Genomic DNA, 16,446 nt, shown 5'->3' with positions numbered 1-16,446 from the left:
CTCCAAGATCACCAAGTAATACCTCTGCAGTATCCAGCGGCACAACTGCTGGTTACGCGAATGGCGGGCCGGGAACCCCGGTCCGCCTTCGCCGTCTAAGGGACGTGTAAACAGGCCAAGTCATACGCCAGTAGCTCAATTGGCAGAGCAGCGGTCTCCAAAACCGCAGGTTGGGGGTTCGAGTCCCTCCTGGCGTGCCACTTGCCACACTCTATCCAGTGACCTTGGTCGCACCAGCAGCAAGAGTCGGATGAATAGCAAGATCGAGCACTCCAAGAGCACCGCATCGGGTGTTGATATCGCCAAGTACGTCGGGGCTGCATTGTTGGCTCTGGCGGGTCTGTTCTTCTGGTTCTGGTTTTCCTCGCCCGAGCAGGCAGCCCGGTTGGGTGCCTGGTCGGGCCAGTTGCGTGTGCTGGCGGTCGTCGTCGGGCTGGTGGCAGGTGTTGCCGTGTTTATGATGACCGGTAAGGGGCATCAGGTTCGCGAATTTCTTTCCGAATCCCGTTTCGAGCTGCGCAAGGTTGTGTGGCCGACCCGCCAGGAAGCTATCCGCATGACGTGGGTGGTAATTGTGGTGGTGATCGTGCTGAGCCTGCTGCTGGGTGGTTTTGATTTCGTGATCCAGAAACTGACCCAGTGGTTCTTTGGGCGTTGAGGAGTTAACAGTGAAACGTTGGTACGTCGTCCACGCCTATTCAGGTTTTGAGAAGTCGGTTGCGCAGGCGTTGCGTGATCGCATTGTGCGTGACGAGATGCAGGAGCGTTTCGGTGATGTGCTGGTTCCCACCGAAGAGGTGGTCGAGATGCGCTCCGGTCAGAAGCGCCGTTCCGAGCGCAAGTTCTTCCCCGGGTACGTGCTGGTTCAGATCGAAACCCATGAAGAGGCCGGTATTCCGCGTATCGACAACGAAAGCTGGCATCTGGTGAAGGAAACTCCGAAGGTCATGGGTTTTATCGGTGGCACTGCCGATCGCCCGTTGCCGATTCGCGACGAGGAGGCGGCCGCCATCTTGGATCGTGTCCAGGAAGGTGTGGAGAAGCCGCGTCCGAAGGTGCTGTTCGAGCCGGGTCAGATGGTCCGTGTCATCGAGGGGCCGTTCAATGACTTCAATGGCGTCGTCGAGGAAGTCAATTACGAAAAGAGCCGCCTGCGTGTTGCGGTGCTCATTTTCGGTCGTTCCACGCCGGTGGAGCTGGAGTTCGGTCAGGTCGAAAAGGCCTCTTGATCGATAGGCATTCGCCCATTCAGGCGATTGGCGTAAAAGTTGCTATAATTTTCGGCTCTTTCCTCGGAAAGGTGCGATCAAGGGCTGCCGAGAGGTGGCCTTTGGTGTGATTTCAAAACGCGAAAGCCGGGACGCGTGATTCCCGGTCCGATGGGGAGCCTGTTGTCGAAAGGCGCTAGCACCCGGAGAAAAACTCATGGCTAAGAAAGTAATTGGCTACATCAAGCTGCAGGTGAAGGCCGGTCAGGCCAACCCCTCGCCGCCGGTCGGCCCGGCGCTGGGTCAGCGCGGTCTGAACATCATGGAATTCTGCAAGGCGTTCAATGCCGCCACGCAGAAGCTGGAGCCGGGTCTGCCGGTGCCGGTGATCATCACGGCCTATTCGGACCGTACCTTCACCTTCATCACCAAGAGCACCCCGGCCACCGTGCTGCTCAAGAAGGCTGCCGGCATCACCTCGGGCTCGAAGAAGCCCAACACCGACAAGGTGGGCAAGGTCACGCGCGCGCAGCTGGAAGAAATCTGCAAGGCGAAGGAGCCGGATCTGACGGCTGCTGACCTGGACGCCGCCGTGCGTACGATCGCGGGCTCCGCCCGTTCCATGGGCCTGGTGGTAGAGGGTTAATCTGATGGCACAGACCAAGCGTGAGAAGGCCATCAAGGCCGCCGTCGTTCCGGGCAAGGCATACGCCTTCGAAGAAGCGATCAACATCCTGAAGACCGCCACCAAGGCCAAGTTCGTCGAGTCCATCGACGTTGCTGTGCGCCTGGGCGTGGATGCGAAGAAGTCCGACCAGCAGGTGCGCGGTTCGACCGTGCTGCCGGCCGGTACCGGCAAGTCGGTCCGTGTGGCCGTGTTCGCTCCGGCCGGTGCCAAGGCGGATGAAGCCCTGGCCGCTGGCGCCGAAGCCGTCGGTATGGACGATCTGGCCGAGAAGATGCAGGCCGGCGATCTGAACTATGACGTGGTCATCGCCACCCCGGACGCGATGCGCGTCGTGGGTAAGCTGGGCACCGTGCTGGGCCCGCGCGGCCTGATGCCGAACCCGAAGGTCGGCACTGTGTCGGCCAACCCGGGCGAAGCGGTGAAGAATGCCAAGTCGGGTCAGGTGCGCTACCGCACCGACAAGGCCGGCATCATCCACTGCACCATCGGCAAGGCCAGCTTCGACAACGCCGCACTGCAGTCGAACCTGCAGGCGCTGCTGGTCGATCTGATCAAGGCCAAGCCGGCCACCTCGAAGGGCACCTACCTGCAGAAGGTTTCGGTGAGCTCGACGATGGGCCCGGGCGTGACGGTTGATCAGTCCTCGCTGACCCTGAAGTAATCGTTTCAAGCGGGTGCGGTGCCTATGGGCGCCGCATCCGTCATTTTGAAGGCGTTGCCCGGGTCCGCCCGGGTGATAGCCGTCAAAGACCGCAGGCGCGGTCAGCGCATACCGGCGACGGGCACGGAAGCTCGATCTGGCAAGGAGTCGCCGCCGGCATAGCGGGAGCGCTTAATCGATTCGTTCTGAATCACCCTGCGTAGATGGTGCCGCCTTTCTGGAATTTTTCTGGTTCACGCACGTCTGGGGTAACCCAGGTTCGCCCACTCCAGCTCTAGAACGGCCACCACCGGAGCGTCACCCCGATGCTCCCGGCGTCCAGGATGGAAGCCGCCCAGGACCGCACACGGCAGGAGCCGTAAGCGGAGTTCAATAGGAGGAGTGCAATGGCTCTCAATCTGTCCCAGAAGCAAGAAGTAGTCGCCGAGCTGGCAGACGTCGCCGCCAAGGCCCACTCCTTGATCGCAGCCGAATACGCTGGCACCACGGTCGCCCAGATGACCGCGATGCGCAAGCAGGCGCGTGAAACCGGTGTTTTCTTGAAAGTTGTCAAGAACACGCTGGCCGCACGTGCCGTTGAAGGCACCGATTTCGCATGCGCCCAGGACCAGCTGGTTGGTCCGCTGCTGTATGCGTTTTCGCTCGAGGAGCCCGGCGCAGCCGGTCGCCTGATCAAGGATGCCGCCAAGGGCAATGACAAGCTGAAGGCGAAAGTCGTGGCAATCGGCGGGGAACTGTTCCCGGCTGGCCACGTTGACGTGCTGGCATCGCTGCCGACCCGTGATCAGGCCCTGGCCATGCTGGCCCGCGTCCTGACCGAGCCGGTCACCATGTTCGCGCGCGCCGTCAAGGCTGTCGGTGAAAAGCAGGAAGGTGGCGCAGCTGCAGAAGCTGCCGAGCCGGCTGCTGAAACCGCCTAAGTTCGACGTCCCCGTGGTTCCGTACGGAACCTCAATCCAGAATATTTTCAAAAGGTAATCAAAATGTCCCTTACCAACGATCAGATCGTCGACGCAATCGCCGAAAAGTCCCTGATGGAAGTGATGGAGCTGGTCAAGGCCATCGAAGAGAAGTTCGGCGTTTCCGCCGCTGCTCCGGTTGCCGTTGCCGCTGCCGGCCCGGCTGCTGTGGTTGAAGAGCAGACCGAATTCAACGTCATCCTGAAGGATGCCGGCGCCAAGAAGGTCGAAGTGATTAAGGCCGTTCGTGCCATCACCGGCCTGGGCCTGAAGGAAGCGAAGGATCTGGCCGAAGCCGGTGGCGTCGTGAAGGAAGGCGCTTCGAAGGAAGACGCCGAGAAGTTCAAGAAGGATCTGGAGGCCGCCGGTGCTACCGTCGAGCTGAAGTAATCAGTTCTTGCATCGTCATCGATTCACGGCGATGCAGCCAAGGCTGGGGACGTAAGTCCCCGGCCTTTGGTCGTTTCAAACCGCAAGTGGATTGCGGGTGTGGTACCTGGCGCGCGGTTGGTGACGATCTGACGCGCTGGTAAAGCCCAACTCCGTGTTCCAAGCGAGTTGGCAGTTGGAAGTAGCAGGAGAAGGCGTGCTGGTGCCGGCAATACCAGCGACTTCCAACTGGCAATTCAAGTTTCCTTACGGGTCGTGGACGCACGGCTCGCACAACAAGGTGGAAGACCTCATGACGTCCTATTCGTACACCGAAAAAAAGCGAATCCGCAAAGACTTCGGCAAGCAGCGCTCGATCCTCGAAGTGCCGTTCCTGCTCGCCATCCAGGTCGATTCGTACCGCGAATTCCTGCAGGAGAACGTTGATCCGGCCAAGCGCTCGGAGCACGGCCTGCATGCCGCACTGAAGTCGGTGTTTCCGATCTCCAGCTACAGCGGCAACGCTGCGCTGGAATATGTCGGTTACAAGCTGGGCGACCCGGTGTTTGACGAGCGCGAATGTCGCCAGCGTGGCATGAGCTACGGCGCGCCGCTGCGCGTGACCGTACGCCTGGTCATCTATGACCGCGAATCGTCCACCAAGGCGATCAAGTACGTGAAGGAGCAGGAGGTCTATCTGGGCGAAATCCCGCTGATGACCGACAACGGCACCTTCATCGTCAACGGTACCGAGCGCGTCATCGTGTCGCAGCTGCACCGTTCGCCGGGCGTGTTCTTCGACCACGACCGTGGCAAGACCCACAGCTCGGGCAAGCTGCTGTACAGCGCCCGCATCATTCCTTACCGCGGTTCCTGGCTGGACTTCGAGTTCGACCCGAAGGATGCGCTGTTCACCCGTATCGACCGTCGCCGCAAGCTGCCGGTATCGATCCTGCTGCGCGCGCTCGGCTACAGCAACGAAGAGATGCTGGCCGAGTTCTTCGAGATCAACACGTTCCACATCAACCCGGACGAGGGCGTGCAGCTGGAGCTGGTGCCGGAGCGTCTGCGTGGTGAAACGCTGAACTTCGACCTGGCTGATGGTGACAAGGTCATCGTGGAAGCCGGCAAGCGCATCACCGCCCGCCACATCAAGCAGCTGCAGGCCTCGGGCATCGCCGCGCTGGCGGTGCCGGACGACTACCTGGTCGGCCACATCCTGTCGCACGACGTGGTCGATGCGAACACCGGTGAGCTGCTGGCCCAGGCCAACGACGAGATCACCGACGAGCAGCTGCAGAACTTCCGCAAGGCGGGGGTGGATGCGGTCGGCACCCTGTGGGTGAACGATCTGGACCGCGGTCCGTATCTGTCCAACACCCTGCGTATCGATCCGACCAAGACGCAGCTGGAAGCGCTGGTCGAGATCTACCGCATGATGCGTCCGGGCGAGCCGCCGACCAAGGATGCCGCGCAGAACCTGTTCCACAACCTGTTCTTCACTTTCGAGCGTTACGACCTGTCCACGGTCGGTCGCATGAAGTTCAATCGCCGTGTCGGCCGCAAGGAAGTCACCGGCGAAGCGGTGCTGTACGACCGCAAGTACTTCGGCGAGCGCAACGACGAGGAATCCAAGCGTCTGGTTGCCGCCCATGGCGAAGGTTCGGACATCCTGGACGTGATCAAGGTGCTGACCGAGATCCGCAACGGTCGTGGCGTGGTCGATGACATCGATCACCTGGGCAACCGTCGCGTGCGTTCGGTCGGTGAAATGGCCGAGAACGTGTTCCGCGTCGGCCTGGTCCGGGTCGAGCGCGCGGTCAAGGAACGCCTGTCGATGGCCGAGTCCGAAGGCCTCACGCCGCAGGAGCTGATCAACGCCAAGCCGGTCGCTGCCGCGATCAAGGAATTCTTCGGCTCCTCGCAGCTGTCGCAGTTCATGGACCAGAACAACCCGCTGTCGGAAGTGACCCACAAGCGTCGTGTCTCGGCATTGGGCCCGGGCGGTCTGACCCGCGAACGTGCCGGCTTCGAAGTGCGCGACGTGCACCCGACCCATTACGGCCGCGTCTGCACCATCGAAACCCCGGAAGGCCCGAACATCGGCCTGATCAACTCGCTGGCCGTGTACGCCCGCACCAACGAGTACGGTTTCCTGGAAACCCCGTATCGCAAGGTGCACGACGGCAAGGTCAGCGACGATATCGAGTATCTGTCGGCGATCGAAGAAAACGAGTACGTCATCGCCCAGGCCAATGCCCTGACCAATGGCGACAACATGCTCACCGAGACCTTCGTGCCGTGCCGTTACCAGGGCGAATCGCTGCTCAAGCCGCCGGCCGAAGTGCACTTCATGGACGTCTCGCCGATGCAGACCGTGTCGGTCGCCGCGGCGCTGGTGCCGTTCCTGGAGCACGATGACGCCAACCGTGCACTGATGGGCGCCAACATGCAGCGTCAGGCCGTGCCGACGTTGCGTGCGCAGAAGCCGCTGGTCGGTACCGGTATCGAGCGTGCCGTGGCGCGTGACTCCGGCGTGACCGTGAACGCCCGTCGTGGTGGCGAGATCGTGCAGATCGACGCCGGCCGCATCGTGGTCAAGGTCAACGAGAACGAGATCACCGACGCCGCTGATGCCGGCGTGGACATCTACAACCTGATCAAGTACACCCGCTCGAACCAGAACACCTGCATCAACCAGCGTCCGCTGGTGAACGTGGGTGATGTGATCGCGCGTGGCGACGTGCTGGCCGATGGTCCGTCCACCGATATCGGTGAGCTGGCGCTGGGTCAGAACATGCTGATCGCGTTCATGCCGTGGAACGGCTACAACTTCGAAGACTCCATCCTGCTGTCCGAGCGTGTGGTGGAAGAGGATCGTTACACCACGATCCACATCGAAGAGCTGACCTGCGTCGCGCGTGACACCAAGCTGGGGCCGGAGGAAATCTCGGCCGACATCCCGAACGTGTCCGAGCAGGCGCTGAACCGCCTGGACGAGTCCGGCGTGGTGTACATCGGTGCCGAAGTGCGCTCCGGCGACATCCTGGTGGGCAAGGTCACGCCGAAGGGCGAGAGCCAGCTGACTCCGGAAGAGAAGCTGCTGCGCGCGATCTTCGGTGAGAAGGCGTCCGACGTTAAGGACAGCTCGCTGCGCGTGCCGCCGGGCATGGACGGCACCGTCATCGACGTGCAGGTCTTCACCCGCGACGGCATCGAGAAGGACAAGCGTGCACGCCAGATCGAGGAAAGCGAGATCAAGCGCGTCAAGAAGGACTTCGACGACCAGTTCCGCATCCTGGAAGCGGCCATCTATGCCCGTCTGCGCTCGCAGATCGTGGGCAAGGTCGCCAACGGCGGTGCCAGCCTGAAGAAGGGCGACATCGTCTCCGACGCGCTGCTGGACGGGCTGAAGAAGTCCGACTGGTTCACCCTGCGCATGAAGGATGACGACGCGGCCGAAGCCATCGAACGCGCGCAGATGCAGATCCAGGCGCACGAGAAGGAATTCGAGCGTCGCTTCGCCGACAAGCGCGGCAAGATCACCCAGGGTGACGATCTGGCACCGGGCGTGTTGAAGATGGTCAAGGTGTTCCTGGCCGTGAAGCGTCGCATCCAGCCGGGTGACAAGATGGCAGGCCGTCACGGCAACAAGGGTGTGGTTTCCAACGTGGTGCCGGTCGAGGACATGCCGTACATGGCTGACGGTACCTCGGTGGATATCTGCTTGAACCCGCTGGGCGTGCCGTCGCGTATGAACATCGGCCAGATTCTGGAAGTGCACCTGGGCTGGGCCGCAAAGGGTCTGGGCAAGCGCATCCAGAAGATGCTCGAAGAGCAGCGTGCGGTCAGCGAGCTGCGCGAGTTCCTGGGCAAGATCTACAACCACGACAACGGCACTGCCGGCGAGCGCGTGGACCTGAGCCAGTTCAGCGACGAGGAGCTGCTCGGCCTGGCCAAGAACCTGACCGACGGTGTGCCGATGGCTACCCCGGTGTTCGACGGCGCCCACGAAGACGAAATCCGCGAGATGCTGAACCTGGCATACCCGGATGGCGCTCCGGAAACCGAACGTCTGGGCTTCAACGCCACCAAGACGCAGATGCAGCTGCATGACGGCCGTACCGGTGAGGCGTTCGACCGTCTGACCACGGTGGGCTACATGCACTACCTGAAGCTGAACCACCTGGTCGACGACAAGATGCACGCCCGTTCGACCGGCCCGTACTCGCTCGTCACCCAGCAGCCGCTGGGCGGCAAGGCGCAGTTCGGTGGCCAGCGCTTCGGTGAAATGGAAGTCTGGGCGCTGGAAGCCTACGGCGCGGCCTACACCCTGCAGGAGATGCTGACGGTGAAGTCCGATGACGTGCAGGGCCGCAACCAGATGTACAAGAACATCGTCGACGGTGAGCACGAGATGGTCGCGGGCATGCCGGAATCCTTCAACGTTTTGGTGAAGGAAATCCGTTCGCTGGCCATCAACATGGAACTGGAAGGCAACTGATCGCGCAGGCGCTGCTGCATCTGATGCAGCAGCGCCGCCCGCAGTGAACTGACAGCCCATCGACAAAGATTTCCTCCTTTCGGAGAACACCATGAAAGACCTGCTCAACCTCTTCAACCAGCAGCGCCAGACGCTGGACTTCGACGCGATCAAGATCGCGCTGGCCTCGCCGGACCTGATCCGTTCGTGGTCCTTCGGCGAAGTGAAGAAGCCGGAAACCATCAACTACCGTACCTTCAAGCCGGAACGCGACGGCCTGTTCTGTGCCGCCATCTTTGGCCCGGTCAAGGACTACGAGTGCCTGTGCGGAAAGTACAAGCGCATGAAGCACCGCGGCGTGGTCTGCGAGAAGTGCGGCACCGAGGTGACCCTGGCCAAGGTGCGCCGCGAGCGCATGGGCCACATCGACCTGGCCTCGCCGGTCGCCCACATCTGGTTCCTTAAGTCGCTGCCCAGCCGCATCGGCCTGATGCTGGACATGACCCTGCGCGACATCGAGCGCGTGCTGTACTTCGAAGCCTACGTGGTGACCGAGCCGGGTCTGACCACGCTGGAGCGCCGTCAGCTGCTGACCGAAGAGCAGTACCTGCAGGCCCGCCAGGAGCACGGTGACGATTTCGACGCCGCCATGGGCGCCGAGGCCGTGTTCGAACTGCTGCGCACCATCGACCTGCAGGCCGAAATGGTCCGCCTGCGCGAGGAAATCGCCAGCACCGGTTCGGAAACCAAGCTCAAGCGTCTGACCAAGCGCATCAAGCTGGTCGAAGCCTTCCTTGAATCGGGCAACCGTCCGGAGTGGATGGTGATGACCGTGCTGCCGGTGCTGCCGCCGGATCTGCGTCCGCTGGTGCCGCTGGATGGTGGCCGCTTCGCGACCTCGGATCTGAACGATCTGTACCGCCGCGTCATCAACCGCAACAACCGTCTGCGTCGCCTGCTGGAGCTCAATGCGCCGGACATCATCGTGCGCAACGAAAAGCGCATGCTGCAGGAATCGGTTGACGCCCTGCTGGACAACGGCCGCCGCGGCCGCGCCATTACCGGCACCAACAAGCGTCCGCTCAAGTCGCTGGCCGACATGATCAAGGGCAAGCAGGGTCGGTTCCGCCAGAACCTGCTCGGCAAGCGCGTGGACTACTCGGGCCGTTCGGTGATCACCGTCGGTCCGTACCTTAAGCTGCACCAGTGCGGCCTGCCGAAGAAGATGGCGCTGGAGCTGTTCAAGCCGTTCGTGTTCGCCAAGCTGCAGCGTCGCGGCTTGGCCACCACCATCAAGGCCGCCAAGAAGCTGGTCGAGCGCGAAGAAGGCGAAGTCTGGGACATCCTGGAAGAAGTCATCCGCGAACATCCGGTGCTGCTGAACCGTGCGCCGACCCTGCACCGTCTGGGCATCCAGGCGTTCGAACCACTGTTGATCGAAGGCAAGGCCATCCAGCTGCATCCGCTGGTGTGTACCGCATTCAACGCCGACTTCGACGGTGACCAGATGGCCGTCCACGTGCCGCTCTCGCTGGAAGCCCAGCTGGAAGCGCGTGCGCTGATGATGTCCACCAACAACATCCTGTCGCCGGCCAACGGCGAGCCGATCATCGTGCCGTCGCAGGACGTGGTGTTGGGCCTGTACTACATGAGCCGCTCGCTGGTGAACAAGAAGGGCGAGGGCATGGTCTTCGCCAACACCGACGAAGTGAAACGCGCCTACGACAACCGTCTGGTCGAGCTGCATGCCCAGGTCAAGGTGCGTATCACCCACGTCGAGCGTGATGCCGATGGCAACAAGGTCAAGCGCACCTCGATCGAGGACACGACCGTGGGTCGTGCGCTGCTGAGCGAGATCATGCCCGAGGGCCTGCCGTTCGAGCTGTGCAACACCGAGATGACCAAGAAGAACATCTCGCGCCTGATCAACCAGAGCTACCGTCTGCTGGGTCTGAAGGACACCGTGGTGTTCGCCGACAAGCTGATGTACACCGGCTATGCCTACGCCACCCGCGCCGGCGTGTCGATCGGTATCGACGACATGCTGATCCCGGATGCGAAGAAGGGCATCCTGGGCGAAGCCGAAGCTGAAGTGCTGGAAATCCAGGAGCAGTACCAGTCCGGTCTGGTCACCGCTGGCGAGCGTTACAACAAGGTGGTCGACATCTGGTCGCGCACCAACGAGCGCATCGCCAAGGCGATGATGGAAACCATCGGTACCGAGAAGGTGGAAGACGCCGAAGGCAAGGTCGTCGACCAGAAGTCGATGAACTCGCTGTACATCATGGCCGACTCCGGTGCGCGTGGTAGCCAGGCGCAGATCCGTCAGCTGGCCGGTATGCGTGGCCTGATGGCGCGTCCGGACGGCTCGATCATCGAGACGCCCATCAAGGCGAACTTCCGCGAAGGCCTGAACGTACAGGAGTACTTCAACTCCACCCACGGTGCCCGTAAGGGTCTGGCCGATACCGCGCTGAAGACGGCGAACTCCGGTTACCTGACCCGTCGTCTGGTCGACGTGGCCCAGGACGTGGTGATCACCGAAGTCGACTGCGGCACCGTCGAAGGCCTGACCATGACGCCGATCGTGGAGGGCGGCGACGTGGTGGAGCCGTTGAAGGACCGCGTGCTGGGTCGCGTGGTTGCCGAGGACGTGTTCCTGCCGGGCAACGACGAGGATCCGATCGTGACCCGCAACACGCTGCTCGACGAGCAGTGGGTGGCCAAGCTGGAAGAAGCCAGCGTGGAGTCCATCAAGGTCCGCTCGACCATCACCTGCGAATCGGCATTCGGTGTCTGCGGTCTCTGCTACGGCCGCGATCTGGCCCGTGGCCACATCGTCAACATCGGTGAAGCGGTCGGTGTGATCGCCGCGCAGTCGATCGGTGAGCCGGGTACCCAGCTCACCATGCGTACGTTCCACATCGGTGGTGCGGCATCGCGTGCGGCGGCGGTGGACAACATCACCGTCAAGACCACCGGTTCGGTGAAGTTCTCCAACCTCAAGCACGTCGAGCACGCCAACGGTTCGCTGGTGGCGGTGTCGCGTTCGGGCGAAATCTCGGTCCTGGATCCGCACGGTCGCGAGCGTGAGCGCTACAAGCTGCCGTACGGTGCCAACATCACGGTCAAGGACGGTTCGGAAATCAAGGCTGGCCAGACCGTGGCGACCTGGGATCCGCATAACCACCCGATCGTGTCGGAAGTGGCCGGTTTCATCCGCTTCATCGACTTCATCGACGGCGTCACCGTCATCGAGAAGACCGACGAGCTGACCGGTCTGGCCTCGCGTGAAATCACCGATCCGAAGCGTCGCGGTTCGCAGGCCAAGGATCTGCGTCCGATCGTGCGCATCGTCGATGCCAAGGGCAATGACCTGACCATCCCGGGTACCGATCTGCCGGCGCAGTACTTGCTGCCGCCGCGCTCGATCGTCAACCTGCAGGACGGGGTGCCGGTCGGCGTGGGTGACGTGGTCGCCAAGATTCCGCAGGAAGCCTCCAAGACCCGCGACATCACCGGTGGTCTGCCGCGCGTTGCCGACCTGTTCGAAGCGCGCAAGCCGAAGGATCCGGCGATCCTGGCCGAGCGTTCGGGTATCATCAGCTTCGGCAAGGACACCAAGGGCAAGCAGCGCCTGATCATCAAGGACACCGATGGTTCGGAGCACGAAGAGCTGATTCCGAAGTACCGCCAGATCATCGTGTTCGAAGGTGAGCACGTGAGCCGCGGCGAAACCATCGTGGACGGCGAGCCGAGCCCGCAGGACATCCTGCGCCTGAAGGGTGTGGAAGAGCTGGCCCGCTACTTGGTCAAGGAAATCCAGGACGTGTACCGCCTGCAGGGCGTGAAGATCAACGACAAGCACATTGAAGTGATCTCGCGTCAGATGCTGCGCAAGGTGGAAATCACCGATCAGGGCAACAGCAAGTTCCTGAATGGCGAGCAGGCCGAGCGCCAGCGCGTGATCGAGGAAAATGCGAAACTGATCGCCCGCAATGAGCTGCCGGCCCGTTTCGATCCGGTGCTGCTGGGTATCACCAAGGCCTCGCTGGCGACCGAATCGTTCATCTCGGCCGCATCGTTCCAGGAAACCACGCGCGTGCTGACCGAAGCGGCCGTCCGCGGCACCTCGGACAATCTGCGCGGTCTGAAGGAAAACGTGATCGTCGGCCGCCTGATTCCGGCGGGTACCGGTCTTGCGTACCACACCAAGCGCCGTCGCAGTGCGTCCGGCCTGACCGAGTCTGAAATCCAGACCCTGTCCGGCACCGCAGCGGCTCCCGAAGTGGAGGTTGCAGCCCCGGAAGTCGAACAGACTGTCGGTGGCGAAGAGTAATAGTGACGACTGGCCGGCCCGTTCGCGGGCCGGCGGTTCGACCTGAACGGGGTACATGGAGGCCCCCCTGTAACGGCTCTGGATCAGGGCCGGCCTGACTGAGGCGCGTTTGACTGTGCTTTTGACGGGTTGCTACAATCGTCTGTCTCAGCAGGCCAAAAATTTGGCCTGCTTTACAATTTCCGCATCTCTGGCCGTTTTTACGGCCCCAATCAGAAGAACCTACTGATGGCGACGATCAACCAGCTGGTCCGCAAGCCGCGGCAAGCGACCACGTACAAGAGTGCCTCGCCGGCACTCGACAAATGCCCGCAGCGTCGTGGCGTTTGCACCCGTGTTTACACCACCACCCCGAAGAAGCCGAACTCGGCTCTGCGTAAGGTTGCCAAAGTGCGCCTGACGAACCAGGAAGAGGTCATCAGCTACATCGGTGGTGAAGGCCATAACCTGCAGGAGCACTCCGTGGTCCTGATCCGCGGTGGTCGCGTCAAGGATCTGCCGGGTGTGCGTTACCACACCGTGCGCGGCTCGCTCGATGCTGCCGGCGTTGCCAAGCGTCGCCAGGCCCGTTCCAAGTACGGCGCCAAGCGTCCGAAGGCTTAAGGAGTAGACTATGTCCCGTAAAGGTAATACTCCGCAGCGCGCTGTCCTGCCGGATCCGAAGCACGGAAGCGAAACCATCGCCCGTTTCATCAACATGGTCATGCTCAGCGGCAAGAAGTCCGTCGCCGAGAAGATCGTGTATGGCGCCATGGACGTGATCGGTGAAAAGAACCCGAACGCCGTTGAACTGGTGCAGAAGGCCCTGGACAACGTTGCTCCGTCGGTCGAAGTGAAGTCGCGCCGCGTTGGTGGTGCCACCTACCAGGTGCCGGTCGAAGTGCGCTCCTCGCGCAAGATGGCGCTGGCCATGCGCTGGCTGATCGATTCGGCCCGCAAGCGTGGTGAAAACACCATGCCGCGCAAGCTGGCTGCTGAACTGCTGGACGCTTCGGAAAACCGCGGCGGCGCTATCAAGAAGCGCGAAGAAACCCACCGTATGGCGGAAGCGAACAAGGCGTTCGCGCACTACCGCTGGTGAGTTCCAAAGGGACCTTGAGTACTGGGTCCCGGGCACCAACTGGTGCCACTGTGGCGCTTTGAGCGCCGCTTCAACCCGAAGGCCGCCGAAAGGCGGCGTTCGGCCATTCCGAAATACGAAGAATCTGAGAGGCTCCCTGTGGCCCGCACTACTCCCATCGAGCGTTACCGTAACTTCGGCATCATGGCCCACATCGATGCCGGCAAGACCACCACGTCCGAGCGCATCCTGTTCTACACCGGCAAGAACCACAAGCTGGGCGAGACGCACGATGGCTCCGCCACCATGGACTGGATGGAGCAGGAACAGGAGCGTGGCATCACGATCCAGTCCGCTGCGACCACCGCGTTCTGGAAGGGCATGGACAAGTCCCTGCCTGAGCACCGCTTCAACATCATCGACACCCCCGGGCACGTCGACTTCACCATCGAAGTGGAGCGCTCGCTGCGCGTGCTCGATGGTGCCGTGTTCGTGCTGTGTGCCGTGGGTGGCGTGCAGCCGCAGTCGGAAACCGTGTGGCGCCAGGCCAACAAGTATCAGGTTCCGCGCATTGCGTTCGTCAACAAGATGGACCGCACCGGTGCCAACTTCTTCAAGGTCCGTGACCAGCTGAAGGCCAAGCTCGGCGCCGTTGCCGTGCCGATGCAGCTGCCGATCGGCGCTGAGGAAGGCTTCAAGGGCGTCGTCGATCTGCTCAAGATGAAGGCGATCCACTGGGATGAAGCGTCCCAGGGCATGAAGTTCGAGTACGCCGAAATTCCGGCCGAGCTGCAGGCGCCGGCCGAAGAGGCTCGCAACTTCATGGTGGAAACCGCCGCTGAAGCCAGCGAAGAGCTGATGGAAAAGTACCTGGGTGGCGAAGAGCTGTCCGAGGCCGAGATCATTGGCGCGCTGCGTACCCGTACGCTGGCCACCGAGATCGTGCCGATGTACTGCGGCTCGGCGTTCAAAAACAAGGGCGTGCAGGCCATGCTCGACGGCGTCATCCAGCTGCTGCCGTCGCCGGTGGACGTGCCGGACGTCAAGGGTGTGGACGTCGACGACGAAACCAAGGAAATGACCCGCAAGTCCGACGACAAGGCTCCGTTCTCGTCGCTGGCGTTCAAGATCATCACCGACCCGTTCGTCGGCGCGCTGACCTTCTTCCGTGTCTACTCCGGCACCCTGAACGGTGGCGACACTGTGCTGAACTCGGTGAAGAACAAGAAGGAGCGTATCGGCCGCATCCTGCAGATGCACTCCAACAACCGCGAGGAAATCAAGGAAGTGTTGGCCGGTGACATCGCCGCTGCCGTGGGTCTGAAGGACACCACGACGGGTGACACCCTGTGCTCGATCGATGCACCGATCGTGCTTGAGCGCATGACCTTCCCGGAGCCGGTCATCTCGATGGCTGTCGAGCCGAAGACCAAGACCGACCAGGAAAAGATGGGTCTGGCCCTGGGCCGTCTGGCGCAGGAAGATCCGTCGTTCCGCGTCAAGACCGACGAAGAATCCGGCCAGACCATCATCTCGGGCATGGGCGAGCTGCACCTGGACATCATCGTTGACCGCCTCAAGCGCGAGTTCAACGTTGAAGCCAACGTCGGCAAGCCGCAGGTGGCCTACCGTGAAACCATCCAGGCTTCTGACGTCAAGTCCGATTACAAGCACGCCAAGCAGTCCGGTGGTAAGGGCCAGTACGGTCACGTTGTGATCGAGCTGTCGCCGATCACCGCTGAAGACCGCGCCGATCCGAAGATCGCTCCGCTGATCAAGGACGATTTCCTGTTCATCAACGACATCACCGGCGGCGTGATCCCGAAGGAATTCATTCCTTCCGTGGAAAAGGGCCTGCGCGAAACCATCACCAGCGGTCCGCTGGCTGGCTTCCCGGTGGTGGATGTCAAGGTCAAGCTGGTGTTCGGCTCGTACCACGACGTCGACTCCTCGGAAATGGCGTTCAAGCTCGCTTCGTCGATGGCCTTCAAGCAGGGCTTCGCCAAGGCCAAGCCGGTGCTGCTGGAGCCGATCATGAAGGTCGAGATCGTGACCCCGGAGGATTACCAGGGCGACGTGATGGGCGACGTGAGCCGCCGTCGTGGCGTGCTGCAGGGCTCGGGCACCACCGGTGACGGTTCGGCCAGCATCATCAATGCGATGATCCCGCTGGGCGAAATGTTCGGTTACGCCACCGCGCTGCGTTCGCAGACCCAGGGTCGCGCAACCTTCACGATGGAATTCGACCATTACGAGCCGGCGCCGAACAACATCGCCGAAACCGTCATCAAGAAGGGCTGAGCCTCGCTCAGCCTCTTCTGACCCCACTTACGAACTATTTAAGGTAGAACAAAAATGGCAAAGGGTAAGTTCGAACGTACCAAGCCGCACGTCAACGTCGGCACCATCGGTCACGTCGACCATGGCAAGACCACGCTGACCGCTGCGCTGACCAAGATTGGCGCTGAGCGCTTCGGTGGCGAATTCCACGCGTACGACGCGATCGACAAGGCTCCGGAAGAGAAGGCCCGCGGTATCACGATTTCGACCTCGCACGTCGAATACGAATCCGCCACCCGTCACTACGCCCACGTGGATTGCCCGGGTCACGCCGACTACGTCAAGAACATGATCACCGGTGCCGCCCAGATGGACGGCGCGATCCTGGTGTGCTCGGCC

At 61.9% G+C, this 16,446-nt stretch carries 12 protein-coding genes and 1 tRNA gene; all 13 read left to right on the top strand.

Going from position 1 to position 16,446, the window contains the following annotated elements; genetic code table 11:
• Positions 1-124 precede the first annotated feature (124 nt).
• A tRNA-Trp gene (locus ARC78_RS11300) sits at positions 125-200 on the top strand.
• Positions 201-250: 50 nt separating this feature from the next.
• On the top strand, positions 251-658 hold the full coding sequence (secE, locus tag ARC78_RS11295; RefSeq protein WP_054657547.1) for a preprotein translocase subunit SecE: 408 nt from the start codon (positions 251-253) through the stop codon (positions 656-658).
• Between the two features lie 10 nt (positions 659-668).
• Complete coding sequence (gene nusG, locus ARC78_RS11290) at positions 669-1,229, top strand: transcription termination/antitermination protein NusG (RefSeq protein ID WP_054657545.1); 561 nt, start codon at positions 669-671, stop codon at positions 1,227-1,229.
• Positions 1,230-1,425: 196 nt separating this feature from the next.
• Positions 1,426-1,854 (top strand): 50S ribosomal protein L11, encoded by a 429-nt coding sequence (rplK, locus tag ARC78_RS11285; protein WP_054657543.1) that lies wholly within the window; start codon positions 1,426-1,428, stop codon positions 1,852-1,854.
• A gap of 4 nt (positions 1,855-1,858) precedes the next feature.
• The gene (gene rplA, locus ARC78_RS11280) at positions 1,859-2,557 is read left to right on the top strand and encodes a 50S ribosomal protein L1 (RefSeq protein WP_054657540.1); all 699 of its coding nucleotides are present in this window, start codon (positions 1,859-1,861) and stop codon (positions 2,555-2,557) included.
• Between the two features lie 386 nt (positions 2,558-2,943).
• Positions 2,944-3,477, top strand: a complete 534-nt coding sequence (rplJ, locus tag ARC78_RS11275; RefSeq protein ID WP_057506325.1) for a 50S ribosomal protein L10 — start codon at positions 2,944-2,946, stop codon at positions 3,475-3,477.
• A 63-nt stretch (positions 3,478-3,540) separates the two neighbouring features.
• On the top strand, positions 3,541-3,906 hold the full coding sequence (rplL, locus tag ARC78_RS11270) for a 50S ribosomal protein L7/L12 (protein WP_054657537.1): 366 nt from the start codon (positions 3,541-3,543) through the stop codon (positions 3,904-3,906).
• A 292-nt stretch (positions 3,907-4,198) separates the two neighbouring features.
• Complete coding sequence (rpoB, locus tag ARC78_RS11265) at positions 4,199-8,389, top strand: DNA-directed RNA polymerase subunit beta (protein ID WP_054657549.1); 4,191 nt, start codon at positions 4,199-4,201, stop codon at positions 8,387-8,389.
• A 91-nt stretch (positions 8,390-8,480) separates the two neighbouring features.
• The gene (gene rpoC / locus ARC78_RS11260) at positions 8,481-12,707 is read left to right on the top strand and encodes a DNA-directed RNA polymerase subunit beta' (RefSeq protein WP_057506324.1); all 4,227 of its coding nucleotides are present in this window, start codon (positions 8,481-8,483) and stop codon (positions 12,705-12,707) included.
• Positions 12,708-12,935: 228 nt separating this feature from the next.
• A complete protein-coding gene (rpsL, locus tag ARC78_RS11255; protein ID WP_004145320.1) occupies positions 12,936-13,310 on the top strand; it encodes a 30S ribosomal protein S12 in 375 nt (124 codons plus the stop codon).
• Between the two features lie 10 nt (positions 13,311-13,320).
• Positions 13,321-13,788 (top strand): 30S ribosomal protein S7, encoded by a 468-nt coding sequence (gene rpsG, locus ARC78_RS11250; protein WP_054657535.1) that lies wholly within the window; start codon positions 13,321-13,323, stop codon positions 13,786-13,788.
• Positions 13,789-13,926: 138 nt separating this feature from the next.
• Positions 13,927-16,068 carry an elongation factor G gene (gene fusA, locus ARC78_RS11245; RefSeq protein ID WP_057506326.1) on the top strand — a complete coding sequence of 714 codons (2,142 nt, stop codon included), beginning with the start codon at positions 13,927-13,929 and terminating at the stop codon, positions 16,066-16,068.
• Positions 16,069-16,122: 54 nt separating this feature from the next.
• Positions 16,123-16,446, top strand: a 324-nt coding sequence (locus ARC78_RS11240; protein ID WP_199398912.1) for a GTP-binding protein, incomplete at its 3' end; no start/stop codon positions are given.

The sequence above is a fragment of the Stenotrophomonas pictorum JCM 9942 genome (assembly GCF_001431585.1).
Lineage (GTDB): Bacteria > Pseudomonadota > Gammaproteobacteria > Xanthomonadales > Xanthomonadaceae > Stenotrophomonas > Stenotrophomonas pictorum.
This window is presented reverse-complemented; position numbering and strand designations above follow the sequence as displayed.